The 24,912-nt window shown below is 64.4% G+C and carries 20 protein-coding genes and 1 tRNA gene; 12 read left to right on the top strand and 9 right to left on the bottom strand.

The genetic code is table 11. The features are described from left to right. The first annotated feature begins 5 nt into the window (after positions 1-5). Entirely contained in the window at positions 6-1,085 is a 1,080-nt protein-coding gene (gene aroG / locus QZ634_RS02370) for a 3-deoxy-7-phosphoheptulonate synthase AroG (RefSeq protein WP_291985236.1), read from the top strand. A gap of 169 nt (positions 1,086-1,254) precedes the next feature. Here aroG and rpmG read toward each other — a convergent pair whose 3' ends face one another. The 5 genes from rpmG to QZ634_RS02345 form a co-directional block, all read right to left on the bottom strand. Continuing rightward, positions 1,255-1,410, bottom strand: coding sequence for a 50S ribosomal protein L33 (gene rpmG / locus QZ634_RS02365; RefSeq protein WP_034928807.1), 156 nt, complete (start codon positions 1,408-1,410; stop codon positions 1,255-1,257). A 14-nt stretch (positions 1,411-1,424) separates the two neighbouring features. Beyond that, on the bottom strand, positions 1,425-1,658 hold the full coding sequence (rpmB, locus tag QZ634_RS02360; RefSeq protein WP_043569901.1) for a 50S ribosomal protein L28: 234 nt from the start codon (positions 1,656-1,658) through the stop codon (positions 1,425-1,427). A gap of 108 nt (positions 1,659-1,766) precedes the next feature. After that, positions 1,767-2,447 (bottom strand): DNA repair protein RadC, encoded by a 681-nt coding sequence (radC, locus tag QZ634_RS02355; protein ID WP_291985233.1) that lies wholly within the window; start codon positions 2,445-2,447, stop codon positions 1,767-1,769. A 156-nt stretch (positions 2,448-2,603) separates the two neighbouring features. Then, on the bottom strand, positions 2,604-3,041 hold the full coding sequence (locus QZ634_RS02350; protein ID WP_291985231.1) for a thioesterase family protein: 438 nt from the start codon (positions 3,039-3,041) through the stop codon (positions 2,604-2,606). A 324-nt stretch (positions 3,042-3,365) separates the two neighbouring features. Further along, positions 3,366-4,004: a glutathione S-transferase family protein gene (locus QZ634_RS02345; protein ID WP_291985229.1), complete on the bottom strand. Its 639-nt coding sequence runs from the start codon at positions 4,002-4,004 to the stop codon at positions 3,366-3,368. Positions 4,005-4,301: 297 nt separating this feature from the next. Here QZ634_RS02345 and QZ634_RS02340 point away from each other — a divergent pair, with 297 nt between their 5' ends. The 3 genes from QZ634_RS02340 to QZ634_RS02330 all read left to right on the top strand — a co-directional run bounded on the left by QZ634_RS02340 (position 4,302) and on the right by QZ634_RS02330 (position 8,152). Then, a complete protein-coding gene (locus QZ634_RS02340; protein ID WP_291985227.1) occupies positions 4,302-5,741 on the top strand; it encodes an HDOD domain-containing protein in 1,440 nt (479 codons plus the stop codon). A 137-nt stretch (positions 5,742-5,878) separates the two neighbouring features. Further along, positions 5,879-5,955: transfer RNA gene (locus tag QZ634_RS02335), tRNA-Asp, on the top strand. Positions 5,956-6,250: 295 nt separating this feature from the next. Next, entirely contained in the window at positions 6,251-8,152 is a 1,902-nt protein-coding gene (locus QZ634_RS02330) for a LysM peptidoglycan-binding domain-containing protein (protein ID WP_291985225.1), read from the top strand. A 116-nt stretch (positions 8,153-8,268) separates the two neighbouring features. On the opposite strand, the gene QZ634_RS02325 is transcribed toward QZ634_RS02330, so the two are convergent. The 4 genes from QZ634_RS02325 to QZ634_RS02310 form a co-directional block, all read right to left on the bottom strand. Further along, positions 8,269-10,296, bottom strand: coding sequence for a dipeptide ABC transporter ATP-binding protein (locus QZ634_RS02325; RefSeq protein WP_291985223.1), 2,028 nt, complete (start codon positions 10,294-10,296; stop codon positions 8,269-8,271). Beyond that, entirely contained in the window at positions 10,293-11,765 is a 1,473-nt protein-coding gene (locus QZ634_RS02320; protein ID WP_291985221.1) for an ABC transporter permease, read from the bottom strand. Before QZ634_RS02320 ends, QZ634_RS02325 begins: the two co-directional genes overlap by 4 nt. After that, entirely contained in the window at positions 11,765-12,742 is a 978-nt protein-coding gene (locus QZ634_RS02315) for an ABC transporter permease (RefSeq protein WP_291985219.1), read from the bottom strand. The genes QZ634_RS02320 and QZ634_RS02315 overlap by 1 nt, the downstream gene beginning before the upstream one ends. Before the next feature lie 83 nt (positions 12,743-12,825). Beyond that, complete coding sequence (locus QZ634_RS02310) at positions 12,826-15,018, bottom strand: ABC transporter substrate-binding protein (RefSeq protein WP_291985217.1); 2,193 nt, start codon at positions 15,016-15,018, stop codon at positions 12,826-12,828. 181 nt (positions 15,019-15,199) lie between these two features. On the opposite strand from QZ634_RS02310, the gene QZ634_RS02305 reads away from it, so the two are divergent. The 8 genes from QZ634_RS02305 (at position 15,200) to zwf (ending at position 24,884) form a co-directional block, all read left to right on the top strand. After that, positions 15,200-16,000, top strand: coding sequence for an SDR family oxidoreductase (locus tag QZ634_RS02305; RefSeq protein ID WP_291985216.1), 801 nt, complete (start codon positions 15,200-15,202; stop codon positions 15,998-16,000). 97 nt (positions 16,001-16,097) lie between these two features. After that, on the top strand, positions 16,098-17,315 hold the full coding sequence (locus QZ634_RS02300) for a hypothetical protein (RefSeq protein ID WP_291985214.1): 1,218 nt from the start codon (positions 16,098-16,100) through the stop codon (positions 17,313-17,315). Positions 17,316-17,447: 132 nt separating this feature from the next. Continuing rightward, positions 17,448-17,900: a DUF302 domain-containing protein gene (locus tag QZ634_RS02295; protein WP_291985212.1), complete on the top strand. Its 453-nt coding sequence runs from the start codon at positions 17,448-17,450 to the stop codon at positions 17,898-17,900. 206 nt (positions 17,901-18,106) lie between these two features. Further along, complete coding sequence (gene arsS, locus QZ634_RS02290) at positions 18,107-19,117, top strand: arsenosugar biosynthesis radical SAM (seleno)protein ArsS (protein WP_291985210.1); 1,011 nt, start codon at positions 18,107-18,109, stop codon at positions 19,115-19,117. Between the two features lie 197 nt (positions 19,118-19,314). Further along, positions 19,315-21,459 carry a bifunctional TVP38/TMEM64 family protein/FAD-dependent oxidoreductase gene (locus QZ634_RS02285; RefSeq protein WP_291985208.1) on the top strand — a complete coding sequence of 715 codons (2,145 nt, stop codon included), beginning with the start codon at positions 19,315-19,317 and terminating at the stop codon, positions 21,457-21,459. A 65-nt stretch (positions 21,460-21,524) separates the two neighbouring features. Then, positions 21,525-22,502, top strand: coding sequence for a phosphogluconate dehydrogenase (NAD(+)-dependent, decarboxylating) (gene gnd, locus QZ634_RS02280; protein ID WP_291985206.1), 978 nt, complete (start codon positions 21,525-21,527; stop codon positions 22,500-22,502). A 38-nt stretch (positions 22,503-22,540) separates the two neighbouring features. Then, positions 22,541-23,236, top strand: a complete 696-nt coding sequence (pgl, locus tag QZ634_RS02275) for a 6-phosphogluconolactonase (protein ID WP_366145350.1) — start codon at positions 22,541-22,543, stop codon at positions 23,234-23,236. Between the two features lie 37 nt (positions 23,237-23,273). Further along, a complete protein-coding gene (gene zwf, locus QZ634_RS02270) occupies positions 23,274-24,884 on the top strand; it encodes a glucose-6-phosphate dehydrogenase (RefSeq protein WP_291985204.1) in 1,611 nt (536 codons plus the stop codon). Positions 24,885-24,912 lie beyond the last annotated feature (28 nt).

The raw sequence follows: 24,912 nt of genomic DNA, 5'->3' as shown, positions 1-24,912 counted from the left end.
GCCTCATGACCTTGCAGAGCAAGCCCAACACCGACGACGTTCGCATCCGGGAAATCAAGGAGCTGGTCCCGCCAGCGCACGTTTTTCGCGAATTTCCGGTCGGCGTTCGCGCTGCAATGACCACCTTCGAAGCACGCCAGAACATCCATCGCATCCTGCACGGTGCCGACAACCGCCTGCTGGTGGTGATTGGCCCGTGCTCGATTCACGATGTCGATTCGGCGATCGAATACGCCACACGACTGCAGAAGGAAGTGCCCCGCTTCGCCGACGACCTGCTGATCGCCATGCGCGTCTATTTCGAAAAACCGCGCACCACCGTCGGCTGGAAGGGCCTGATCAACGATCCACGGCTCGACAACAGTTTCCGGATCAACGAGGGGCTGCGTCTGGCACGTGGCTTGTTGTTGCAGATCAACGACATGGGGCTGCCCTGTGCGACCGAGTTCCTCGATACCATCACGCCGCAATACACCGCCGACCTGATTGCCTGGGGAGCGATCGGGGCGCGCACCACCGAGTCACAGGTCCATCGTGAACTGGCCTCCGGCCTGTCGTGCCCGGTCGGCTTCAAGAACGGCACCGACGGCAACATCCGCATCGCCATCGACGCCATCCGCGCCGCACAGTCGCCACACCACTTCCTCTCGGTGACCAAGGCCGGCCATTCGGCAATCGTCTCCACTGCCGGCAACGAGGACTGCCACGTGATCCTGCGTGGTGGCCAGGAACCGAACCACGATGCGGCGCACGTCGACGCGGCATGCAAGGAAATCGCCGCCGCCGGCCTCGCCGCACGGCTGATGATCGACGCCTCGCACGCCAACAGCAACAAGCGCTTCAAGCAACAGATCGAGGTCGCCAGGGATACCGCCAGCCAGGTGACAGCCGGCGACGAACGGATCATCGGCGTGATGATCGAGTCGCACCTGGTCGAAGGACGCCAGGATCTGGTACCCGGCCAGCAGCTCGAGTACGGCAAGAGCGTTACCGACGCCTGCCTGGGCTGGGAGGACTCGGTGCTGGTCCTGGAAGTCCTCGCCAAGAGCGTCCGCGATCGCCGCCTGGTCGAAGCCGCCGAGTAGCGCGCAGAGAGCGGCTTAGCCCGCGCGGCCGCTCGTAGCGGCGGCAGGCGACGGGTGATGGCGAGCGAAAGCCCGGGCGACAAAAAGCGGAGCCACCGCTTTCGCGGCCGCCCCGCCCGTGGGAACAGCTTGCCGTCAGCAGCCGCGCGAGTACGCTCGCGCGCGTCGCTCAGCGGAGCTTGATTTCCTTGTAGATCACGTGCTTGCGGGCCTTGGGATCGTACTTCTTGATCTCCATCTTGCCCGGCATCGTGCGCTTGTTCTTGGTCGTCGTGTAGAAGTGGCCGGTTCCGGCGGTCGACTCGAGCTTGATCTTGTCACGCATAGCTGCTCTCCTGGTCAGATCTCGCCGCGCGCGCGCAGGTCTGCGAGCACCACGTCGATACCGTTCTTGTCAATAGTGCGCAAACCGGCGTTCGATACGCGCAAGCGCAGCCAGCGGCTCTCGCTCTCGATCCAGAAACGGCGATACTGCAGATTCGGAAGGAAGCGGCGCTTCGTTCTATTGTTGGCATGGGAAACATTGTTCCCCACCATCGGGCCTTTGCCCGTGACTTGGCAAACACGCGCCATGATTGTCGCTCCAATTGTCTGAGGGAAGAAAACCCGTAATTTTAGCGCAGGCAGGGGGTCTACTTCAAGCATTTTGGTCCCAGCGCCCGGGCTTTTCTCCACCACGACCTACAACAGGCCTCGCTCGGCAAAAGATAGCGGCGGCGATTGTCCGGCCACGATGAAATGATCGAGCACGCGCACTTCGACCAGCGCCAGCACCTGCTTCAGCTCGCTGGTCAGCAGTTCGTCGGCGCGCGAAGGCTCGGCCACCCCCGACGGATGATTGTGCGCCAGCACCACCGCCGCCGCATTGTGCCGCAGCGCGTGCTTGACCACCTCGCGCGGATAGACGCTGGTCTGCGTCAGCGTGCCGCGAAACAGCTCTTCGGCGACAATCAGGCGGTTCTGGGCATCGAGCCACAGGGCCAGGAAAACTTCATGCTGCAAGCCAGCGAGATGCAGCCGCAGGTAGTCGCGCACACCGCCAGGCGAGGCGAAAGCCAGCCCCTGCTCCTTCAGGCCTTCGCCGAGCGCCCGCCGCGCCATTTCGAGCACCGCCTGCAGCTGCGCGTACTTCGCCGGACCCATCCCCGGCACGGCAGAAAAATCGGCCAGGCTGCTCGCAAACATGCGGTTCAGCCCGCCAAAACCGCCAATCAACTCGCGCGCCAGATCAACCGCGCTTTTCCCCTTGCTGCCAACGCGCAGGAAGATCGCCAGCAATTCGGCATCGGACAGGGCAGCGGCACCGCGAGCCAGCAGCCGCTCGCGTGGTCGCTCGTCTTCAGGCCAGTCGCGGATCGCCATCTCGACACCTCAAGTGGAAGCCTCGGTCAGGCGTATTATCCGCCGTTGGGCCAGCGATACAGGTGGCTTCGCTGCCGACGCCCGGTCCGGCCGCTTTCCATCGATAGCGCTCCTTTCCCCCTTCTCCATCTGCTTCGGCGACCAAGAGTCTGCCGGCTAATGGTCCTGTTGAGCGATCTTGTATGCATTTTCCAACGCCTGCCTGATTGAGGCCGGAATTTCTGTTGCCCGGCGCGTTTTCGGGTCAAAGAAGACTTCTACGGTCTCGTATGTGGCATGCACTTCCCTAGTGTCAACATGCAGCATTCGCTCGGTAAAAGTACAGCTTTTGCGACCAACACGGGTCAGCAAACTATCTACCAAAATCAGATCCCCTGCGAGCAGCTCCTGCAAGAACTGTATCGTCGCAGAGGCTGTTACCGTATGGACGCCAAACTCATCCTGCATTTTCTTGTGACTCCCCCAGTACAGCGGCCACAGGTGAAACGCGGCGTCATCGAAAAAATGACTATACCAACGGACATTCATATGGCCAAAGTTGTCGCAATACCACGGATGTACGACTCCGCGCAGGATCTCTATGGGTTCAGACATGATTCCTCTCCAGCAACTCTTTGCCCTTCAAAGCGATGACCTCCCTGTACGAAAATGCGCCAGATCGACGTTTTCTGCGCCAGAAATCAGCATCGGCCACCATGCGCTTCGTTGCAAGCGCGGATTTGCTTGGTGAGCGAGATACTGCGCCAGGCCAACATCTCCATCGTCCACTCCGGGCCGAGCGCCCGTTGATGGCACCAGCCATGGCACGCGCAAAATCCCCGCAGGCCGAGGATCGCGCCAGCTGCAGCGCCGCGAGATCGTCCCGACGGGCGCAACGCGACAGCGCCCGCTGCATCGGCATCCTGCCGGGAGCCGTTCTCAATTGGCCGGCATCACCGCCTGGACGCTGCTGCGCTCGTTCATGCGGCCCATCCAGGCCTCGATGGTCGGCGTCGCCGACAGCAAGGCCTGGCCTTCCGGGGTGGCGCGAAGGTAGGTCAATACCGGCAGCACATGCAGGTCGGCGAGACTCACGGTCGCGCCGCCGAAGTAGCTGCCCGCGCCCAGCAGCCGCGCGATCTCCTTGAGGAACAACGCGGCCCGCGGCTTTGCCGCCTCGACCAGGGCTTCGTCGGTCTGTCCGCCGAGCGAGGGCACCAGTACGCGCGGAATGAAGATGTCGGTGATCGACGCCGGGTATCCATAACTTTCAACGATGCTCATCACCTGATTCATCCGCGCGCGGTCAACGGGCGTCGATGCCGTCAACGCCGGCCCGGGAAATACCTCGTCGATGTAACGCATGATCGCCGAAGCCTCGTAGAACGCGTTGCCGTCGTGCTCGAAGGCGGGCATCTTTCCCCACGGATGGCGGGCGAGATGCTGGCCCTCCAGATGCTCACCCTTGACCAGGTCCACGCCGACGAGCGTGTGTGCTACCCCCTTTTCCGCCAGCGCCAGGCGGACGGAACGCACGTAGGTGCTGATGGCATCGCCATAAACAGTCGGTTGGCTCATGATTTGTCTCCTTTGCGGTGTTTGGGTGGTTCGTGAATGGCGTACGTCGGCTGAGGACCGCCGTACGCGCATCATTGTGCTCGCTGATCGCGCTTCCTGCACGCCGAAAATGGACACCAGGCTTGTGCCGGCGCGGTATTGTCACCGGCCAGGATGAGCGCGATGGCGATTGACGGTGGTGGCCGGAAGCCCGGATACTCGCGTCGGCACGGGGCAAATTCCTGACCCTTCGGCGGCCACCCGTCCCGCAAACAGCGACGGCAGCTGATCGCCGACCACCACCGAGCGAGGCTGTGAATGGGACCGGCAGAACTTACCTTGGGCGATGCGTCGCTGATCACGGTCACCTTTCTGTTCACCGACATCGAAGGCTCGACCAACCTCTGGGAGACCGAATCGCAGGCCATGCGCATCGCCCTGCAGCGCCACAACACGCTGCTGGCGGCGGCGATCGAGCGTCACCATGGCTATGTCTTCAAGACCGTCGGTGATGCTTTCTGCGTCACCTTCGACGATGCCGCCGAAGCGCTGCGAGCGGCCTGCCAGATCCAGGCCAGCCTTGCTGCCCAACGCTGGACGACCAGTTCGCCGCTGCGCGTGCGGATCGCGCTACACACCGGCCCGGCGTACCTGAGCAGTGGCGACTACTTCGGGACAACGGTCAACCGCTGCGCCCGCCTGTTGGCGGTCACCCTCGGCGGGCAGACGCTGCTCACCTCGCCGACCGAGGCGCTGGTCCGCGAATCCCTGCCGGCGGACACCAGCCTGCGCGATACCGGCATGCTTCGCCTGCGCGATCTGCCGCACCCCATGCACGTCTTCCAGCTGATCCATCCGGGGCTCTCGCCGGGCCTGTGCGAGCTTGGCGACACGTCGGGCGGACACAAGCTGACCGCCGAGCCGCTGGCGCGCTTCCGGCCGGTCGACCTCTACGAAGTCCCGACGCTGCCGGCGATCATCGTGCAGGCGCTGAAGGTCCTGCAGAACCCGAGCAGCGACGCCCGAGCGGTCGAGCGGGTAATCGTCAATGACCCGGCGATCTCGGCCAAGATCCTGCGCGTCGCCAACTCCGCGTTCTTCGGCTTTTCGCGCCGTATCGGCACCATCGCCGAAGCGGTGCGGGTGCTCGGGTTCACCAATGTTCAGGGGATGATCTTCTCGGTTGGCGCCTTCGACGCCTTCCGTACCGAGCGCCTGAACCTGACCGAGTTCTGGAAGCACTCGATCGCCACCGCCACCGCCGCCCGCTTCCTTTCTCCGCGCGTCGACTGCTCACCGGACGAAGCCTTCATGGCCGGCATCCTGCACGACATCGGCAAGCTGATCTTCGCCATCCAGGCCGAACCCGGCTACCATCAAGTGCTCGAGTTGAAGCGCGGCGCGACGCCAGTCAGCAGTCTCGAAGCCGAGCGAACGCTGTTCGAATTCACCCATCCCGAAGTCGGCGAGATGGTCGCCGAACACTGGGATCTGCCTGCACGCTACGTCGCTGCCATTGCTCACCATCACGACCCGAAAGCGGCCGGCGACGAGCGCGTCTTCTGCGCCCTGATCGGACTCGCCGACCAGGCCGCCTACGCGGCGCTCGCTGGCCAGACGCCGCCAGTCGAGCACGACGCCGAGCGCGCCGCGCTGCTCGAGACACTCGCCTTGAGCCACCGGCAGTGGGACGATTGCCTGCAACACCTGTGCGACGCGCGAACCGAAATCGACAGCTTCGTCGGTGCGATCCGCTGATCCGAGGCGACCTGGCAAGGCGGCTTTTTTGCACTTGCTTGCCCGCTGAAATCCGCTATAATGCGCAGCTTCCCGGGTGGCAAGGGCCTCGCTGAGCAAGCACAGTGAAGCCAACAGAAGGGAAAAGCAGCAAACAAGGAGTGGTAGTTCAGTTGGTTAGAATACCGGCCTGTCACGCCGGGGGTCGCGGGTTCGAGTCCCGTCCACTCCGCCAGCACACGAGAGAAAAAAGCCCAGCCAGACTGGGCTTTTTTCTTTTCGGGCCGTCCCCTGGCAGCTTCCAGGAGGCACGCGCACCGGCTGGCGCCGTCGGCGGCCAAAGCCGCTGGCGCTGCGCAAGCGCCCCTCTGGGCCGGAAATGATCGGCACGGCAACGAGATGTTTGTTCTATAATCATAGGCTTGTAGGGCAAAATTCGACCAGGTGAACCGAAGCAGGGAAACCACGCGGGTAAACCGGTTTCGTCGGGATCAACTGGCACCGCCCGAGAACGAGCACAGGACCTACGGATGACGCCACGAATAGCTTTCGCAATTGTTGCTGCTCTTGCCTGCGGTAGCGCTTGGTCGAACGAAGCGCAGAGTGAGAATCTTCAGTCCGATGTTCCAGCGCTGCGCAGTTCGGCGCGGGCCGAGGCAGCCACCACGGCAGTCCCGGCAGGAACCGACGGCCCCCTGCCAGTGATTGAAGTCGCCGCGCCCGCCCCACTGCCCGAAACCATCGACCTCACCTACGAGTCGGCAGAAATTTTCCAGCACCTGCGTCGCGGCTTCGCGATGCCGAACATCAGCAACTCGCTCGTTCTTCACCATCAGCAGTGGTACCTGAACCGTCCGGACTACCTGCGGCGGATGATCACCCGCAGCAGCCGCTACCTGCATTTCATCATCGTCGAGCTCGACAAGCGCGGCATGCCGTTGGAAATTGCCCTGCTGCCGATGGTCGAGAGCGCCTACAATCCGACCGCCTACTCGCGAAGCCATGCTTCAGGTCTGTGGCAGTTCGTCCCGGCGACCGGCAAGCAGTACAAGCTGGAGCAAAACTGGTGGGTTGACGAGCGGCGCGACATCGTCGCCTCGACCGGCGCCGCCCTCGACTACCTGCAGTATATTTACGAGCTGCACGGCGACTGGCACCTGGCGCTGGCCTCCTACAACTGGGGCGAAGGCGCCGTCGGGCGAGCGATCAAGAAAAACGAGGCGCAGGGTCTGCCAACCGACTACCTGAGCCTCAAGATGCCTGACGAAACGCGCAACTATGTCCCCAAGCTACAGGCCTTGAAGAACATCTTCAGCAATCCAAACATCCTCGCCGACCTCGACATGCTCGGCGTCCCGATGCGCCCCTACTTCGCGACCGTCACCAAGACCACAAATATCGACGTCAAACTGGCCGCCAAGCTCGCCGAGATGCCGGTCCAGGACTTCGTGGCACTGAACCCCTCGCACAATCGCCCGGTGATCAAATCCGAAACACCGCTGGTGATCCCGGCCGACAAGCTCGAAACCTTCAATCACAACCTCGAAGTGCACGAGGAAAGCGATAAGCCGCTTTCTTCCTGGCAAGCCTATACCTTGCGCCCCGGCGAGAGACTCGAACAGGTGGCGCCGCGCTTCGGTATGACCGTGGCCGGCCTCAAGGCGGCCAACGGCATCCAGGGTCGCGTGCGACTGGCGTCGGGAGCAACGCTCTTGGTCGCCGGCGAAGAGAATGATCCCCATGATCCGGCCCAGGCCATCCAATTGAGCGCTCTTGGCGCCTCGTCCGAACCGGCACCGGTCGTTGAAAAGCCTGCGCCCGTCGACAAGCACGCCGTGACGAAGGCAGACGCGCCGCCAGCCGCACCGGCCATGGTCACCCGCACGCGCACCCACAAGGTGGGTAAGGGTGAAACGCTGCTCGGCATCGCCGAGCGCTACGACATGAGCCTGGCGGACCTCAAACAACGCAACAAGCTACGGTCCAATCAAGTGAACTACGGTACCCGGCTGACGGTGGTCACCAGCGAGCCCGTGCGTACCGCACCGGTGGCCACGGCACAGCGTCGCGTCCAGGTAGAGGTGGCCAGCAAGCCGGCAGCGCCCAGCGGTGATGCCAAACCGGCGACGGGACACCGCACGCACACGCACACCGTACGGCGCGGAGAAACGCTGTTCAGCATTGCCCAGCGTTACGAAATGACCGTGGCTGAACTCAAACAGCTCAACAAGCTGCGTTCCGATCAGGTCACGTCCGGCAGCAAGCTGCTGGTGGACGCCCCCGCAGCAGCAGAGAAGCTCTCGTCGGCGAAGTCGGCCGCCGAGCCTGTCAAAGCCAGCGGCAAGCAGGACAAGGCAGCGGGAATCAAGGCCAACGTCGCCAAAGTCAGCTTCACGCCGGGCAAGAACTCCTCCAACGCTCCCGTCAACTAGTCCAACCCGCAGACCGGGCAGACGATCGGGCCCCTACCGGCAGTCAGTGGCCGGCAGCGCGCCGCGGCACGCGGCACTAACGACGTTGGGGTACGAAGGCATCGCCCTCGCCTCGCTCACCGGGCAGCATCCTGCGAATACAGGTGGCAACGGACACTATGCGTCGTCGATAGCACACTCGTTGCGGGATAGCGCTCACGACAGGCGTCAGTCGCTTGTCGGCAACGCGGGTGAAAATGGCAACCCGTCGGCGGATTGGCCGGCGACGGCGTTTCCCCCGGCAAGCGAATGAACTCGGGCTGCGCGTCGAGGCGGGCGCTGGGAACTGCCGACAACAAGGCCCGCGTATAGGGGTGCTGTGGCGAACGCAGCACCTCATCGACGCTACCGCGTTCGACGATGCGGCCAAGATACATGACCGCCACCTCGTGAGCCAGATGGTCGACCACCGCGAAGTTATGGGTGATGAACAAATAGGCCAGCCCGAGATCGGCCTGCAGCGTCGCCAGCAGATTGAGAATCTGCGCCTGTACCGAGACGTCGAGCGCCGAAGTCGGCTCGTCGCAAATCACCAGATCAGGCTGCACGGCGAGCGCGCGCGCGATCGCGATGCGCTGCCGCTGACCGCCGGAGAATTCGTGCGGATAGCGGTTGGCGGCAGCGGCCTCGAGCCCGACCTGGTCGAGGACGGCAGCGATCGCCGCCGCCCTTCCCTGGCGTTGCATATCGATGCGCAAAGCGCCCATGCCCTCACCGATGATTTCACCGACCGACATGCGTGGATTGAGCGAGGCGAAGGGATCCTGAAAGATCATCTGCATGCGACGACGCAGCGGCCGGCGTGCCTTGCCCGCCAGGCCGCTCAGTTCCTGCCCGAGCAGGCGCACGCTGCCGCCGCTGGCAGCGATCAGCTGCAGGATCGCCTTGCCGACCGTCGTCTTGCCGCAGCCCGACTCGCCGACCAGCGCCAGTGTTCGCCCGCGCGCCAGTTCCAGCGAGACGCCGTCGACCGCCCGTACGTGCCCAACCGTGCGCTGCAGGATGCCGCGCCGAATGGGGAAATGCACGCGCAGTGCGTCGACGCTGAGCAGGGGCGTCGCAGCGGCTTCTTGGACCTCGACGGCCGCGGCAACACGGGCGCTGGCGCCGGCGTCCGGCAAAACGTCGAGATGGCAGCGCAAGCGATGGTCAACGGCGACCTGCCGCCATTCCGGCGCCTGCCGCCGACAGCGCTCCCAGGCGTACTCGCAACGACTTGCGAAGCGACAACCGGCGGGCATTTCGGCGAGCGGCGGCACCTGCCCGGGGATCGTCTCCAGCCGCCCGCCGCGGCGCGCCAGATCGGGCAACGCGGCGAACAGCTTTTGCGTGTAGGGATGGCGCGCTGCCGAGAAGAAAACCGCGCGCGGCGCCTCTTCGACGATCTGGCCGGCGTACATCACCGCTACCCGCGTCGCCATCTGTGCGACGACGCCGAGGTCGTGGGTGATCAGCAACATGCCCATCGCCCGCTCGGCCTGCAACCGGCGCAACAACTCGAGGATCTGCGCCTGAATGGTCACGTCGAGCGCAGTGGTCGGCTCGTCGGCGATCAACAGGCGTGGATTGCCGGCCAGCGCGACGGCGATCATCACCCGCTGCTTCATGCCTCCGGAAAGCTGGAAAGGGTACTCGCCGAGGCGACGTTCCGCGTCGGCGATGCCGACCGCGCGAAGCAGTTCGAGCGACCGCTCGCGCGCCGGCTGACCCGACAGGCCGAGGTGACGCGCGAGCACTTCGCCGAGCTGATGACCGACGGTGAGCACCGGATTGAGGCTGGTCGCCGGCTCCTGAAAAATCATCGCCATGCCGCCGCCACGCACGCCGCGCATCTCGGCTTCGGGCAAGGAAAGCAGATCGCGGCCCTCGAAACACACCTCGCCGCCGGCAACCCGCCCGGCAGCGGGGAGGAGGCGCAGCAGGCCGAGCGCGGTTGCCGACTTGCCGCAACCCGACTCTCCAAGCAGGGCCAGTGTTTCGCCGGCGGCGAGCTGGAAATCGACGCCGTCGACCGCCGCCAGCAGTGAGCGCCCACTGACGAAAGCAATGCGCAGCCCCGCGACTTCGAGAAGGAGCCATTCGTTCAACGTCGCCTCGTCGCTCATGCCGATCCCGCGATACGTGGATCGAAAGCGTCGCGGACGGCGTCGGCGAGCAGGTTCGCCGCCAGCACCAGGGCAAACATGAAAACGAAGGCGGCGGCCAGCGACCACCACACCATCGGTTCGCGCGCCAGTTCCATGCGCGCATTGTTGATCATCGTTCCGAAGCTGATCATCGTCGGGTCGACGCCGATGCCGACGTAGGAAAGCACCGCCTCGGCAAGGACCAGGCTCGAAAAATCCATCACCAGCGCGATGATCACGATGTGCATCAGATTGGGCAGGATGTGGCGGCCGATGATGCGCAGATCGGCAACCCCGAAAGCCTGTGCCGCCTGGATGTACTCCAGTTCGCGCAGCTTCAGTGTCTCGCCGCGCAACAGCCGGCAAAGACCGGTCCAGCTGGTCACCCCGAGGATGAAGCACAGCGCCAGCAAGCGCAGGTCGGCACGTTCGGCGGCGGTGGCGAACCACTGGGGGTGGTTGTCGATGAGCACCTGCATCATCAGCACCGCAGCGGCGATCAGCAGCACTCCCGGAATCGAACTCAGCGTGGTGTACAGGTACTGGATAAGGTCATCGACCCAACCGCGAAAGTAGCCGGCGAGAACACCCAGGAAGATCGACAGCGGCAGGGTCACCAGCGTCGTCACCAGACCGATGACCAGAGCGGTGCGTACGCTCTTGAGGACCTGATAAAGGACGTCCTGACCAACCTTGTCGGTACCGAAAACATGGTAGTGGACCGCGAGCATGCCCAGCGGCAGGGCAACCAGCAGAACGACGCCGGCAGCGGCGAGAACCGCATTCCAGGCGAAATCGCTCTCGTTGCTCCAGATGCGCCGCCAGGCTTCCCTGTGCGAGCAGGCTTCCCGGTGCGCGACGCGCGCCGCGGTCGCCGCCGCCAGCGCCCACCAGGCGAGAATAGCCAGCGCCAGCGCACTCAGCAAGCGCTGCCCGATGTCGGCATCGCGACCCGCTTCGTCGGCGCCGAGATGAACGCCGCCGTGCTTCAGGCGCGGATAATCGCGCGTTTTCTGCAGTTCGCCAGCGGCGTCGCGCGATTCGATCGACTCCTTGGCGTAGGCACGTGTCGCCAGCGGTTCCGAATAGGTTTTCTCGTTGCGCGTGCGCAGCGGCGTCAGGATCGCGTCGAGCAGCGACAGCACCTCGACGGCATACGCCGCGGGCGGCTTGCCGGCAGCGTTTTCCCCTGGCACGGCGTCGCTGCTGGCCAGCTGCCCGGCATCATTTTCCAGACGCGGCCGATAATGAAGCGAATCGAGCAGACCGACAAGAACGAAGACCAGCAAAACCGTCGCCGAAGCCATCCCCGACCGGCTGCGGCCGACCCGCTGCCAGGCGGTCCGCCACAGCGGATTGCGCAACGACAGCCAGCCGAAAACGCCCGCCGCGACGAAGAGCAGCCAGATCAGCACATCCGACCAGAGGATGACGGGAAGGAAGGCCATCAGTTGAAACGAATCCGCGGGTCGACGAAGGTGTAGGAGAGGTCGGTGAGGATCAGGCCGACGATGTACAGCACCGAGCCAATGAAGACCATCGCCCGCACGACCGCGAAGTCCTGGGCGTTGATGGCGTCGATGGTGTAGCTGCCGAGACCGGGAATGCCGAAGAACGATTCGGTGAGCAGCGAGCCCATGAACAGCAGCGGGATGACCACCACCACGCCGGTCAGGATCGGAATCATCGCGTTGCGCAGGACATGGCGGAAGAGCACCGCCAGCTCGGAAAGTCCCTTGGCGCGCGCCGTACGCACGTAGTCGCGGGAAATCTCTTCGAGGAAGATGGTCCGATACCAGCGGGTGGACGAACCGATCCCCGAGATGACGCCGATCAGCACCGGCAGAATGACGAATTTCCAGGCGTCGAGGCCGCCACCGTAGCCCGAAATGGGTACCAGCTTCCACATCTTGCTGATCAGAAACTGGCCGCCGATGATGTAGAACAGACCGGAGATCGACATCATCGCCACGCACAGCACGACGCCCCAGAAATCGAGGTAGCTGGCCCGAAAGAAGGTCAGCATCAGCGCGAACGAGACGGTCACCAGCAGGCCGATGACAAAGGTCGGCAGCGCGATCGCCAGCGACGGACCCATGCGCGAGGTGATCTCGCGGGCGATATCGCGACCATCCTCGGCACGCCCGAAATCGCCGGCAAACATCAGCGCCGATTTGCTGAAGAAAATGGTATCGGTTAACACCGCGCTGCCACTCGCCGCGTCGTTGATGAACAGCGGCTTGTCATAACCGCGTTGAGCCTTCCACTTTTCGATCGCCTCAGGGGTCACGCGCTTGACGCCGAGCTGCATGCGCGCCATGTCGTCGGGGGTGTTGACCACGAAGAACAGGGCAAAGGTGATCACGTTCACGCCGATCAGAATCGGCAAGGCGTAGAGCAGGCGGCGAACGAGGTAGGCGAGCATGGTCGGCGACTATACCGCAAGCGACGCCGACGGACCGCCGTTGCGGCAAGACAGGCCGATCGCGGCCAACATCAGCACCCCCATCAGCGTGCGGTCCCGCGCTCGCGGCGCCGATAACCGACCGCTGCCGGCAGGATCACGGCGACCAGCAGCAGCAACGCGGCGAGCAGCGGCCAGAGCACCGGCTCGTTCCATTCCTGCCGCAAGCGCTCGCGCCGGGCGACGTCGATACGCTGATACTTGAGGATGTTGTTGCCGACGTCGGTCGACTTGCGGTTGTGCAGCCAGCTATGACCGAGGGTATAGCTCTTCGGATGAAAACCGTAGATCCACGGCGCGTCGTGCTGCAGCAAGGCAATCGCCTCGCGGATGATGGCCAGGCGCTCGGCGCCGCGCGGCCCGTCGCTTTCCATGTTCTTCATCCGTTCGAAGAGGCGGTCGTACGCGGGGTTAGCGTAGTTGGAGGCATTCTCGCCACCGACCGCGACCTTGCCGTCGGTGCCGTCGAGCAGGAAGAGGAAGTTCTCCGGATCGGGATAGTCGGCGTTCCAACCCAGGTAGTAGAGCTGCACCGCACCCTTGCGGACCTTCTCCTGGAAGCGGTTGAAGTCGGTCGAGCGAACGACCAGCTGGATATCGAGCTTGGCGAACTGCCGGGTCAGCCAGTCGAGCCGCGACTTCTCGCCCATGCCGCCGCTGGTGGTGTCGAGATTGAGCACCAGCGGCTCGCCGGTCGTGGCGTTGCGACCATTCGGCCAGCCGGCTGCGGCGAGCAGTTTGCGGGCCACTTCGATTGCCTTGCGTTGCGGGCGTCCATCGACCCAGTGGTACACCACTGGATTGTTACCCGCCTCACCGTCGAGATAGCCGAAGATTCCCGGCGGCAGGGGGCTGGTCGCCGCGATGCCGCGACCGTTCATGAAGATCGAGATGAACTCCTCCTGGTCGATGGCAATCGACAGCGCCTGGCGCAGCTTGGTCGCCTCCTCCGAGAGACCGCCGACGACCGGATCGAGCATGTTGAAACCCATATAGAAGACCGACGGACGAACGCTGGTCAGCAGACGGATACCCTTGTCGCGCATCTCGTCGGTCAGGCGCACGTCACCGCCGACACCGAGACGCACCGCCTGGTCGAAGCTGTCCGAAGAAATCCCGGAAGCGTCGTAATAGCCCTGCAGAAACTTGTTCCAGTAGGGAATCGCCTCCTTCTCGCGTGAGAAAACCGCCCTGTCGATGAACGGCAAGGGCTTGCCGCAGTCGGCCAGCAAGCCTGCCGCCTCGTCACCGGGTTCGCCGACGCAGGGATAGGTCTCACCATGGAAATTCGGATTGCGTTCGAGCACCATACGGCTGTTCGGATCGTTGCGCGTGAGCATGAAAGGTCCGGTGCCGACCGGATACCAGTCCAGCGTCAGGTTCTTCTCGGCCATCCCCGGCATGCTGTAGAAGCGGTCCACCTCGCGCGGCACCGGCGCGAAAAAGGGCATCGCCAGCCAGTAGGGAAACTGCGGATACTTGCCGCGCAGCTCGATGCGATAGGTGTACCGATCGACGCGCGTCACGCCGGCCAGCGGGAAGCGATCGAGATCCAGCCAGGCGCCTGACGGCATCTCTTTGGCCGCCTCGCGCAACGTCGCACCGAGTTCGCCCAGTCCGATGATGCGCTCGCTCATCATGCTGAAGATCGGCGAATGCAGGCGCGGGTGCGCCAGGCGCTTGATCTGGTAGATATAGTCGTCGGCGACCAGTTCGCGCGTGCCGGCGTCGGGAAAATCAGCGATCTGATCGATGCCGCGCAACTTCTCGGCGTCAAGATCACGATACACCGACTGCCCGGCCGCATCGGTGGCAAAGGCCGGATGCGGCTGGTAGCGGATACCCGGGCGAATGCGAATGTCGTAGACGCTGTGCGCAATCTCGGCCACCGGCGCGTCGGCCGGCAACTCGTCGCCCCGTACATCGTAATAGCGCGCGACCGGCACCTCATCACTGGTCGCCGGGATCAGCGTGTACGGCCGCTTCAGATAGTGGTACTGCAGCGGTGACTCGTAGATCTGCGCCGTAAAGGTGATCTCGTCTTCGCTGTACGACTGCACCGGATCGAGGTGTTTCGGACGGTCGGTGAATGCCGCATAGAGAATGTTTTTGCCGCGCTCGGCCTGCGGATAAGGGTCGTTCTGTTCGCTGCTGCACGCCGCGAGCAGGAACAGCAGCGACAGCAGGAGAAGGACAGGCCGGAGGAGCCGTCGAACGGCAAGGCGAAGGGCGGGCATGGCTGGCAGTTTACCGCGAAGTCAGCTGCCGTGGCGGCCGCGGGCAGCATTGACCATCGGCCGACGCCCGACGGAGCGCGGGCTTTTGGACGGCGAGCCATGCAATTCCCTTATAATGCGTCGGTTACGCTGATTCGCCACCAAGCTGCCAACGCAACCCCTTCTAGTTACGGGAGAAGTCATGGGATTCCTCGCCGACAAGCGCATTCTGATCACCGGCGTACTGTCGAAGCACTCGATCGCCTACGGCATTGCCAAGGCCTGCCACCGCGAAGGCGCGCAACTGGCGTTCACCTACCAGAACGAACGCTTCGAAACGCGTGTCGCCAAATTCGCTGCGGAGTTTGACAGCACCCTGGTCTATCGCTGCGATGTCGCCGAGGATGCCGACATCGACGCCCTCTTCGCCGCTCTCGCCGAGCACTGGGACGGTCTCGAAGGCCTGGTGCATTCGATCGCCTACGCGCCCGGCGAAGCGATCGAGGGTGACTTCCTCGACGGCATCTCGCGCGACGCTTTCCGCATCGCACATGACGTTTCATCGTACAGCTACGCCGGCCTGGCCAAGGCCGCCCGACCGCTGCTGCTGAAAGGCCGCAATCCGGCCTTGCTGGCGCTCTCCTACCTCGGCGCCGAACGCACCCTGCCCAACTACAACACCATGGGCCTCGCCAAGGCCAGCCTCGAGGCGGCCACCCGCTACCTCGCTTTCTGCCTCGGCCCGCAAGGCATCCGCGCCAACGCCATCTCGGCCGGCCCGATCAAGACCCTGGCCGCTTCCGGAATCGGCAACTTCTCGCGCCTGCTCGCCTACAACGCCCATAACGCGCCGCTGCGCCGCAACATCACCATCGACGAAGTCGGCAACGCGGCCGCCTTCATGCTCTCCGACCTGGCCAGCGCGATTACCGGCGAGATCATGTACGTCGACGGCGGCCTGAATACCACGGCGCTCGGTAACGCCGACCCGATGCCGGGCTGAACGGGTGAACGCCTGGGCCGCTCTAGCGGCGCCAGGCGTCGCACCTCCTCACTGGCTCGCCATGGCGTGCTCCCAAGCCACCAAGGAGACCATCAACATGAAATCCCCCAGTCCACGGACCGCTACCTCGGGGCTCGCCAAAATGGCTCGCAGCGCCGCTCCAGCACTGTTGGCTCTGGCCGTCGCCGGCTGCGCCGGCCCACCGGTGCTGGAGCGGCAGGTGCTCGGCTACGACGAAGTCACCAGCCGCCTCGACCAGAAGCTGCTGCTGCTGAACATCGCCCGCACCGACAACGGCAAGCCGGTGCACTTCACCTCGACCTCGACCATCGCCGCAACCTTCAACTGGTCGACCACGCTTGGTGTCGGCGGCGAGTGGCACCGAACGTCGGGCGACAGATTCCTCGGCCTGAACGTCGGCACCGGCGTCTCCGAGAACCCGACCTTCAGTATTCATCCGCTCTCCGGACAGGCGTTCACCGAGCGCGTTCTAACGCCGTTCAAGGACCAGTCATTCGAGTTTCTGGTCTTCCAGGGGGGTGCGATTGACCGCGTGACGCGCCTGCTTGCTTCCGGGATCGAAGTGCAGAACGCCGACGGCAGCTTCGTCCGCTTCATCGGAAACGACCCGTCGCGGCCCGAGGAATACGCCGAGTTCCGGCGCATCGCCACGCACCTGCGCTGGCTGAATGACAGCCGCAAGCTATTCGTGCGAACCCTGGTCTTCGAGGAACCGATAGCGCCGGCGTTGAAGACCGCACCGAGCGCGGCCGACGTCATCAATGCCGACAAGGAGGGTCTGCAGTGGCGACGGACCGCCGACGGCAGCTACCAGTTGGCGCGCTTTCAGGCAGGGCGCGTGGTGGTGATGAACGTCGATCCGATGTCGCTCAGCAATCAGGCGCGTTTCGAGCTCAACGAGCGGATCAAGCGCAACCCGCGTGGCTTCGTCTTCCTCGATGTCCGGCCGGACGGCCCCGGCGGCGACTTCGCCATTCGCGGTGCAATAAAACTGCGCAGCATGCTGCAGATGTTGGCCTTCGTCGCCAACGGCGCGCGCGCCGTTCCCGAGTTCGACGTCGCTCCGGACCCGCGCACCGGGCCGACCGCAGAAAATCCGCGCTCGGCGCTGCACATCACGATTTCTGAAACGCCGCCAGCGACGACCATCGCCTCGGTCGACTTCTCCGGGCGCAGCTACAGCGTCGGCGACACGCAATGGGACCGCGCCAACTTCGCGACGCTGGGCGACCTCTTCCAGACTGCCGTCGGCGAAGTCAAGGGCGTCGATCTTCCGATTACCATATCGAAGTGAGTGCCTGGCGGACCCGCGACCGCGGTGCGCCGCACAGAGTGTGGTCGAGAACGACGCGGCGCGGCGCTTCTCGGAACCCTGATTTGCTGGCATAGTGAATGAACGCCTGAGCCAACCTGAAAGGAGTTCTCCATGAAGACCCTGCACTCGCTCGTCGCCCTCGTCCTGATGGCCCTCGTCTCGCTGGCCTCGGCTGCCGACGGCCTGGTGGTCGTCAAGAGTCCGTACAGCGCGACGGAGACGATGACCCGGTTCGAGAACGTCGTCAAGCAACGCGGACTTACCGTCTTCGCGCGTGTCGATCACGCTGCGGGCGCGGCCACCATCGGCAAGTCGTTACGGCCGACCGAGGTGATCATCTTCGGCAATCCGCAAGGCGGGACGCCGTTCATGGAATGTGCGCAAACGGTGGGCATCGACTTGCCGCTCAAGGCGCTGATTTGGGAGGACGACAGCGCGCAGGTCTGGCTGGGCTACAACGATCCCCTCTTCCTTGCCCAACGCCATGGCGTCGCAAAGTGCCCGGTCGCCGAGAAGCTGCGCCAGGCCTTGGCCGGTCTGGCGGAAGCCGCTCTCGCACCCTAGCGAAGGGAGCGGGGTCAGGGTAGTGAGCCCGTGCCGACCCGCCAACTTCGTTGCCATTCTCGATGGCCAACGCGATCAGAGCGAAACGTCGGGGGTGCGTCGCTGCCTGCGTGTTGACGGTCGCTTCGCGTGCCTCTGATCGCGCGCTGTAAGGAAACACCGCTTGCTCTCGACCAAGGCAGGACGATCAACCGGAGTAAAACCAAATGCACGCCACCCTGCCCCTTCTCGCGATCAGCACTTTTCCGGCCTTGAGCCGGCGCTCGGTCGAGACCCTGCAGGTCAACCTTGGCTATCGCTGCAATCAGAGCTGCGTGCACTGTCACGTCAATGCCGGCCCGCAGCGCAAGGAGGAAATGACCGCTGAAACGGTGGACGCGCTGCTTGCCTTCATCGCCGCCAGCCCGGAAGTCAAGATGCTCGACCTGACCGGCGGCGCCCCCGAACTGAACAGGCATTTCCGCCGCCTGGTGGTCGCCGCGCGGCAACGCGGTCTGCGCGTCATCGACCGCTGCAATCTGACCATTCTCGAAGAACCGGGTCACGAGGACCTCGCCGAGTTCCTGGCCATGCATGGCGTCGAGGTCGTCGCCTCGCTGCCCTGTTATCTCGAAGAGAACGTAGACCGGCAACGCGGCAAGGGGGCCTTTGACGGCAGCATCCGCGGCCTGCAGCGCCTCAATGCGCTGGGCTACGCGGCAGCCGACAGCGGCCTGATCCTGAATCTGGTCTTCAACCCGCAGGGGCCGACGCTGCCGCCGCCGCAGGAGGCGCTCGCCGCCGCCTACCGCGAGCATCTCGGGCAGGAGTTCGGCATCGTTTTCAACGAACTGTACACACTCAGCAACATGCCGATCCAGCGCTTCGGGTCGATGCTGATCTCCAAGGGTCAGTTCAACAGCTACATGCAGCTGCTACGCGGCGCCCATCGCGACGAGAACGTCGAACACGTGATGTGCCGCAACCTCCTGTCGATCGACTGGCAGGGCTACCTCTACGATTGCGACTTCAACCAGCAACTCGGCCTGCCGCTCGGTCTCCCCTCCGGCGCACTCGGCCAGCCGCGGCTACACATCAGCGAGGTCAGCGCGACGGCGCTCGAAGGCCGAGCGATCCGCGTCGCAGAGCACTGCTATGGCTGCACGGCGGGACAGGGATCGAGTTGTGGCGGTGCGCTCGGCGACGAAGTCGCCGCGGCGCCGACCTGCAACGGCTGATCGCTTGCTGAGAGTCGCGTCGGCGACGCCTCCTCGCAATAACGGTGGCTGGGGAATGGTTGCCTGGTTGCCCGGATTTGGCGACGACGGAAGCTATGGAGCGGGCAAAATCCCGCCACCCCACCGGTTTCACGCTGCTCCCAGGGTCGCTGAAAGCCTCATCAGGAAAAGCAGCACCACTCTAGATCGGAAAGCCCATGAATACTCGACGACTGCTGCTGATTGCTGCACTGGCCGGCCTGCTGGTCGCCTATTTTGCTCTCGACCTCGGGCGCTTCCTGAGCATCGAGCACTTCAAGAGCCAGCAGGAGGCGATCGAGGCCTGGCGAAACGCGCAGCCGGTCAAGGCGGGCTTGCTGTTCTTTGTCGCTTACGTCGCCGTGACCGGCCTGTCGTTACCCGGTGCGGCGGTCATGACGCTTGCCGGCGGCGCCATTTTCGGCCTCTTCTGGGGCCTGCTGCTGGTTTCCTTTGCCTCGTCGCTGGGCGCCACCCTGGCCTTCCTGGCGTCGCGCTTCCTCCTGCGCGACTGGGTGCAGAAGCGCTTTGCCGACCGCATGCGGGCAATCAACGCCGGCATCGACAAGGAAGGCGGTTTCTATCTCTTCACCCTGCGCCTGGTGCCGCTCTTCCCTTTCTTCGTCATCAACCTGGTGATGGGGCTGACGCCGCTCAAGACGCGCACCTTCTACTGGGTCAGCCAGCTCGGCATGCTCGCCGGAACGATGGTTTACGTGAACGCCGGAACGCAGCTCGCCAGGATCGACTCGCTAGCCGGGATTCTCTCGCCGGCGCTGGTCGCTTCCTTCGTTCTGCTCGGGATCTTCCCGCTGATCGCCAAGAAGATCGTCGACGCCCTCGCCGCGCGCAAGGTCTATGCGGGGTGGAAGAAACCCGCACGCTTCAACCGCAACCTGATCGTCATCGGTGCCGGTTCCGCGGGACTGGTCACCGCCTACATCGCAGCGGCGGTCAAGGCGAAGGTGACGCTGATCGAGAAACACAAACTCGGTGGCGACTGCCTGAACACCGGATGCGTGCCTTCGAAAGCCATTATCCGCTCGGCCAGGCTGCTCTCGCACATGCAACGCTCGCAGGAATTCGGCATCCGCGAAGCGAAGGCCGAATTCGATTTCGCCGAGGTGATGGAGCGCGTGCAGCGGGTCATCAGGACCGTCGAACCGCACGACTCGGCCGAGCGCTACTCCGAACTCGGCGTCGAGGTGATCGCCGGCAGCGCGAAGATCGTCTCGCCGTGGGAGGTCGAGTTGGTGCGCAACACTGGCGAGCATGAGCGCCTGACGACGCGCAGCATCGTCATCGCCACCGGCGGCCGCCCCTTCGTACCGTCGCTTCCCGGTCTCGACGACGTCGGCTATTTCACCTCCGACACCATCTGGGAGCTGCGCCAACTGCCGCGCCGCTTGCTCGTCCTCGGCGGCGGCCCGATCGGTTGCGAACTGACGCAGGCCTTCTCCCGTTTCGGCGCGCAGGTGACACAGGTCCAGCAGGGACCACGGATCATGGTCCGCGAAGATCCCGAAGTCTCGGAAATGGTCACCAAGCGCTTCCGCGATGAAGGCATCGCCGTGCTGCTCAACCACCAGGCGAAAGCCTTTGTCGTCGAAGATGGCAAAAAAATACTGCTCGCCGAGCACCAGGGCGAGGAAGTGCGTATTCCCTTCGACGCCTTGCTGGTGGCGGTCGGCCGGGCAGCCAACCTGAGCGGCTACGGCCTCGAAGAGCTGGGCATCGCCAGCAAGCGAACGATCGAGACCAACGACTTCCTGCAAACCAAATACCCCAACATCTACGCTGCCGGCGACGTCGCCGGGCCCTTCCAGTTCACCCACACGGCCGCGCACCAGGCCTGGTACGCGGCCGTCAATGCGCTCTTCGACCCCTTCAAGAAATTCCGGACCGATTACTCGGTGATCCCCTGGGCGACCTTTGTCGAACCCGAAGTCGCGCGCGTCGGGCTCAACGAGACCGACGCCAGGGAACGCAATATTCCCTACGAAGTGACGCTCTACGGCATCGACGATCTCGACCGGGCGATCGCCGACGGCGAAGCGCACGGCTTCATCAAGGTGCTCACCGTCCCCGGCAAGGACCGGATTCTCGGCGTCACCATCGTCGGCGAGCACGGCGGCGACCTCATCGCCGAGTATGTGCTGGCCATGCGCCACGGCATCGGCCTGAACAAGATTCTCGGCACCATTCACATTTACCCGACACTCGCCGAAGCCAACAAGTACGTTGCCGGCAACTGGAAGAAAGCACACGCGCCGCAGAAGCTGCTCGCATGGGTCGCACGCTTCCACGCCTGGCGGCGCGGCTAGCCAGCCGCGCCGTTCGTCCGCGCCTGCGCTTTGCCAATTGACCTGCTGATCAAGGAGTAATGACGATGCAAATTGCGATGCTGGGATTGGGCCGCATGGGCGCCAACATGGCGCGGCGACTGCTGCAGGGGGGACACGACTGCGTGGTCTACGACCCCAAGCCGGAAACCGTGGCGCAACTCGAACGGGAAGGAGCGACAGGCGTCGCCAGCCTGGTCGAGATCGCGGAAAAGCTGACGCCGCCGCGCGTTGCATGGATCATGGTCCCGGCGGGCGAGATCACCGACGCGACGGTGATGGAACTGGCCCACCATTTCGCCGCCGGTGACGTCATCGTCGATGGTGGAAACAGCTATTTCAAGGACGACGTGCGCCGCGCGCGACTGCTCGCCGAACGGGGCATCATTTATCTCGACGCCGGCACCAGTGGCGGCGTCTGGGGCCTGGAACGCGGCTATTGCCTGATGGTGGGCGGCGACGCGGCGGCGGCAGAACGCCTCGAACCGGTTTTCCGGACACTGGCGCCAGGTCCTTCCGGCATCCCGCCGTCGCCAGGGAGAACGCCCGGCAGCACTGCCGAGCAGGGCTATCTCCATTGCGGCCCGGCCGGTGCCGGACACTTCGTCAAGATGGTGCATAACGGCATCGAGTACGGCCTGATGCAGGCCTACGCCGAGGGTTTCGACATTCTCAGGAACGCCGACAGCGACGCCCTGCCGACCGATCAACGCTACGATTTCGACCTCGCCGAGATCGCCGAGCTGTGGCGGCGCGGCAGCGTGGTGACTTCCTGGTTGCTCGACCTTTCCGCGGCGGCGCTCGCCAGGCAGCCGGAGCTGTCCGGCTACAGCGGCTTCGTGCAGGACTCCGGCGAGGGGCGGTGGACCGTTCAGGCGGCGATCGACGAGGCGGTGCCCGCCGAAGTGCTCACCGCTGCGCTCTACGCCCGCTTCCGCTCGCGCCAGGAACATACCTTTGCCGAGAAGATGCTCTCGGCGATGCGCGAGGGCTTCGGCGGCCACGTCGAGCCGACACGCAGGTAGCTTCTCGTGCTCAACAACGCCGAACCGAGCTGAACGCCGTGCAGCGGCGCCGCTGGCACGAGTTCGACAGCAGCAGCGACCTCGAAAAGGCCGCCGCCAGCGCCATCGTCATCAGCGCGCAGCGAGCCATCGCCGAGCGTGGCGCCTTTCACATCGTTCTCGCCGGGGGTACGACGCCGCGCAATGTTTACCGCGCACTGCGCACGGCCAGGACAGACTGGTCGGCGTGGCATATCTATTTCGGCGACGAGCGCTGCCTGCCGCCTGCCGATCCGCAGCGCAACAGCGCGATGGCGAGCAGCGCATGGCTCGATCAGGTGGCCATCCCAGGCCGGCAAATCCACCCGATTCCGGCCCAATTGGGCCCCGAAAAGGCAGCGCACGGCTACGCGCAGGAAGTCGCCCGGATGAACGGCGGAAGTGACTTCGATCTGGTACTCCTGGGCCTCGGCGAAGACGGTCATACGGCCAGCCTGTTTCCCGGACAGGCCTGGGAAAGGGCGACAACGCTGCCGCCCGTGATCGCCGTGCTGGACGCTCCCAAGCCACCACCGCAACGCGTCTCGCTGAGCCCCGCACGGCTGAGCAAGGCGAGGCAGGTGATCTTTTTGGTCAATGGCACAGGGAAGCACGAAGCACTGCGCAACTGGCGCAACGGCGCGCCTGTTCCGGCAAGTCGGATCACGCCCGACGGCGGTGTCGATATCTTCTTCAATCCCTCGCCCAACTCCTGAAGCACCCGTTTCAGGACGCTTTCGACAGGAGAAAACGATGTCTGCGATGTTACCCGCTTCGCCCATTCCGCCTCAGGGCGACTTGACCACTTCCCGCGCAGCGCCGGCCACGCCGCTGCCCGCAGCCGAACCGTGCACGGTGATCATTTTTGGTGCCACCGGCGACCTGACGCGGCGCAAGCTGATCCCGGCGCTTTTCCGGCTGGCTTGCGAGGGCTGCCTGACCGAGCACTTCCAGGTCCTGGGAATCGGTCGCCAGCGCATGGCCGACGACAGCTTCGCCGAGCATCTGCGGGAAGGTGTCGCCGATTCGCCCGAGACGACCGGGGCGACCGAGGCGACCGAGGCGACCAATAGCGCCGCTGACAGATGGCCGGCATTCGCGGTGCGGCTGCATTATCTGCAAGGCGACTTCGCCGACCCCGGAACTCACCAGCGACTGGCAGCCTACCTCGATGCACAGCCCTCGCCCGCCGCCGCCAACCGTCTGTTCTATCTGGCCACCGCGCCCAGCGCCGCCCCGCTCATCATTCGCCAACTTGCCAGCGCGGAACTGAACCGGGTGCAGCAGGGCTGGGTACGCATCGTCATCGAGAAGCCTTTCGGTCGTGACCTGGCGTCGGCACGCGCCCTCAACGCCACGCTCGCCGAGGCCTTCGACGAAGAACAGGTCTATCGCATCGACCACTATCTGGGCAAGGAGACGGTGCAGAACATCTTGTTCTTCCGCTTTGCCAACGCGCTTTTCGAGCCGGTGTGGAACCGTCACCATATCCAATACGTCGAGATAACGGCCGCCGAAGCGCTCGGTGTGGGACATCGCGCGGGCTACTACGAAGAATCGGGAGCGCTGCGCGACATGGTCGCCAACCACCTGCTGCAACTCCTGGCATTGACCGCCATGGAAGCACCCGCATCGCTCGACGCCGACGTCGTCCGCGACAAGAAGATCGAGGTTTGGCGCAGCATCCGCCCGATGACGCCCGACGAGGTCGGCAGGCACACGGTGCGTGCGCAGTATGCCACCGGGACGATCGATGGCCTGCCGGTCCCCGGCTACCGGGAGGAAAATGGCGTTGCCCGCGATTCGCGGAGCGAAACCTACGCGGCGCTGCATTTGGCCATCGACAACTGGCGCTGGGCCGGTGTCCCCTTCTATCTGCGTACCGGAAAACGGCTCGCGCGTCCGCTCACCGAAATCACCGTTCATTTTCAGCAGCCGCCGGTTGGCCTTTTTCCCAACGCGGCGGCGGTCGACGCCAACAACATCGCCCTGCGCATCCAGCCCGACGAGGGGATCAGCCTCGCCTTCGGCGCCAAGCAACCGGGAATGGGGAAAGAAGCGACGCCGGTGAGCATGGACTTCTGCTACCACTCGGCTTTCGCCGGCCAGCCGCCCTCCGCCTACGCCGTCTTGCTGCTCGACGCGATGCGCGGCGACCCGACCCTGTTCACCCGTCGCGACGGCGTCGAAGCGCAATGGCGGCTGATCGGCCCGATCGAAGACGCCTGGGCCGCGCAGCAGGACGAATTCTTGCCCTCCTACGCCGCCGGCAGCGATGGCCCCGCTGCAGCCGACGCCCTGTTGCGTCGCAACGGCCATCGCTGGCGCTCGATCGCCGACAACGTCGGCAGGTGTCACATCTGAGAGGCGCGATTGACGACCCCTGCCGGCG

Origin of the sequence: Candidatus Accumulibacter sp. ACC007, assembly GCF_907163205.1 — a bacterium.
Lineage (GTDB): Bacteria > Pseudomonadota > Gammaproteobacteria > Burkholderiales > Rhodocyclaceae > Accumulibacter > Accumulibacter regalis.
The sequence above is the reverse complement of the archived record's forward strand: the minus strand, read 5'-3'. Positions and strand labels throughout refer to the sequence as shown.

Excerpts from the sequence above, each read along its gene's own strand:
- QZ634_RS02320 (WP_291985221.1), bottom strand. The coding sequence starts at position 11,765 with ATGGCCTTCCTTCCCGTCATCCTCTGGTCGGATGTGCTGATCTGGCTG.
- QZ634_RS02350 (WP_291985231.1), bottom strand. The coding sequence starts at position 3,041 with ATGTCTGAACCCATAGAGATCCTGCGCGGAGTCGTACATCCGTGGTAT.
- QZ634_RS02300 (WP_291985214.1), top strand. The coding sequence starts at position 16,098 with ATGAAATCCCCCAGTCCACGGACCGCTACCTCGGGGCTCGCCAAAATG.
- QZ634_RS02295 (WP_291985212.1), top strand. The coding sequence starts at position 17,448 with ATGAAGACCCTGCACTCGCTCGTCGCCCTCGTCCTGATGGCCCTCGTC.
- rpmG (WP_034928807.1), bottom strand. The coding sequence starts at position 1,410 with ATGCGTGACAAGATCAAGCTCGAGTCGACCGCCGGAACCGGCCACTTC.
- gnd (WP_291985206.1), top strand. The coding sequence starts at position 21,525 with ATGCAAATTGCGATGCTGGGATTGGGCCGCATGGGCGCCAACATGGCG.
- QZ634_RS02325 (WP_291985223.1), bottom strand. The coding sequence starts at position 10,296 with ATGAGCGACGAGGCGACGTTGAACGAATGGCTCCTTCTCGAAGTCGCG.
- radC (WP_291985233.1), bottom strand. The coding sequence starts at position 2,447 with ATGGCGATCCGCGACTGGCCTGAAGACGAGCGACCACGCGAGCGGCTG.
- aroG (WP_291985236.1), top strand. The coding sequence starts at position 6 with ATGACCTTGCAGAGCAAGCCCAACACCGACGACGTTCGCATCCGGGAA.
- QZ634_RS02345 (WP_291985229.1), bottom strand. The coding sequence starts at position 4,004 with ATGAGCCAACCGACTGTTTATGGCGATGCCATCAGCACCTACGTGCGT.
- QZ634_RS02285 (WP_291985208.1), top strand. The coding sequence starts at position 19,315 with ATGAATACTCGACGACTGCTGCTGATTGCTGCACTGGCCGGCCTGCTG.
- zwf (WP_291985204.1), top strand. The coding sequence starts at position 23,274 with ATGTCTGCGATGTTACCCGCTTCGCCCATTCCGCCTCAGGGCGACTTG.
- arsS (WP_291985210.1), top strand. The coding sequence starts at position 18,107 with ATGCACGCCACCCTGCCCCTTCTCGCGATCAGCACTTTTCCGGCCTTG.
- rpmB (WP_043569901.1), bottom strand. The coding sequence starts at position 1,658 with ATGGCGCGTGTTTGCCAAGTCACGGGCAAAGGCCCGATGGTGGGGAAC.
- QZ634_RS02310 (WP_291985217.1), bottom strand. The coding sequence starts at position 15,018 with ATGCCCGCCCTTCGCCTTGCCGTTCGACGGCTCCTCCGGCCTGTCCTT.
- QZ634_RS02305 (WP_291985216.1), top strand. The coding sequence starts at position 15,200 with ATGGGATTCCTCGCCGACAAGCGCATTCTGATCACCGGCGTACTGTCG.
- QZ634_RS02330 (WP_291985225.1), top strand. The coding sequence starts at position 6,251 with ATGACGCCACGAATAGCTTTCGCAATTGTTGCTGCTCTTGCCTGCGGT.
- QZ634_RS02340 (WP_291985227.1), top strand. The coding sequence starts at position 4,302 with ATGGGACCGGCAGAACTTACCTTGGGCGATGCGTCGCTGATCACGGTC.
- QZ634_RS02315 (WP_291985219.1), bottom strand. The coding sequence starts at position 12,742 with ATGCTCGCCTACCTCGTTCGCCGCCTGCTCTACGCCTTGCCGATTCTG.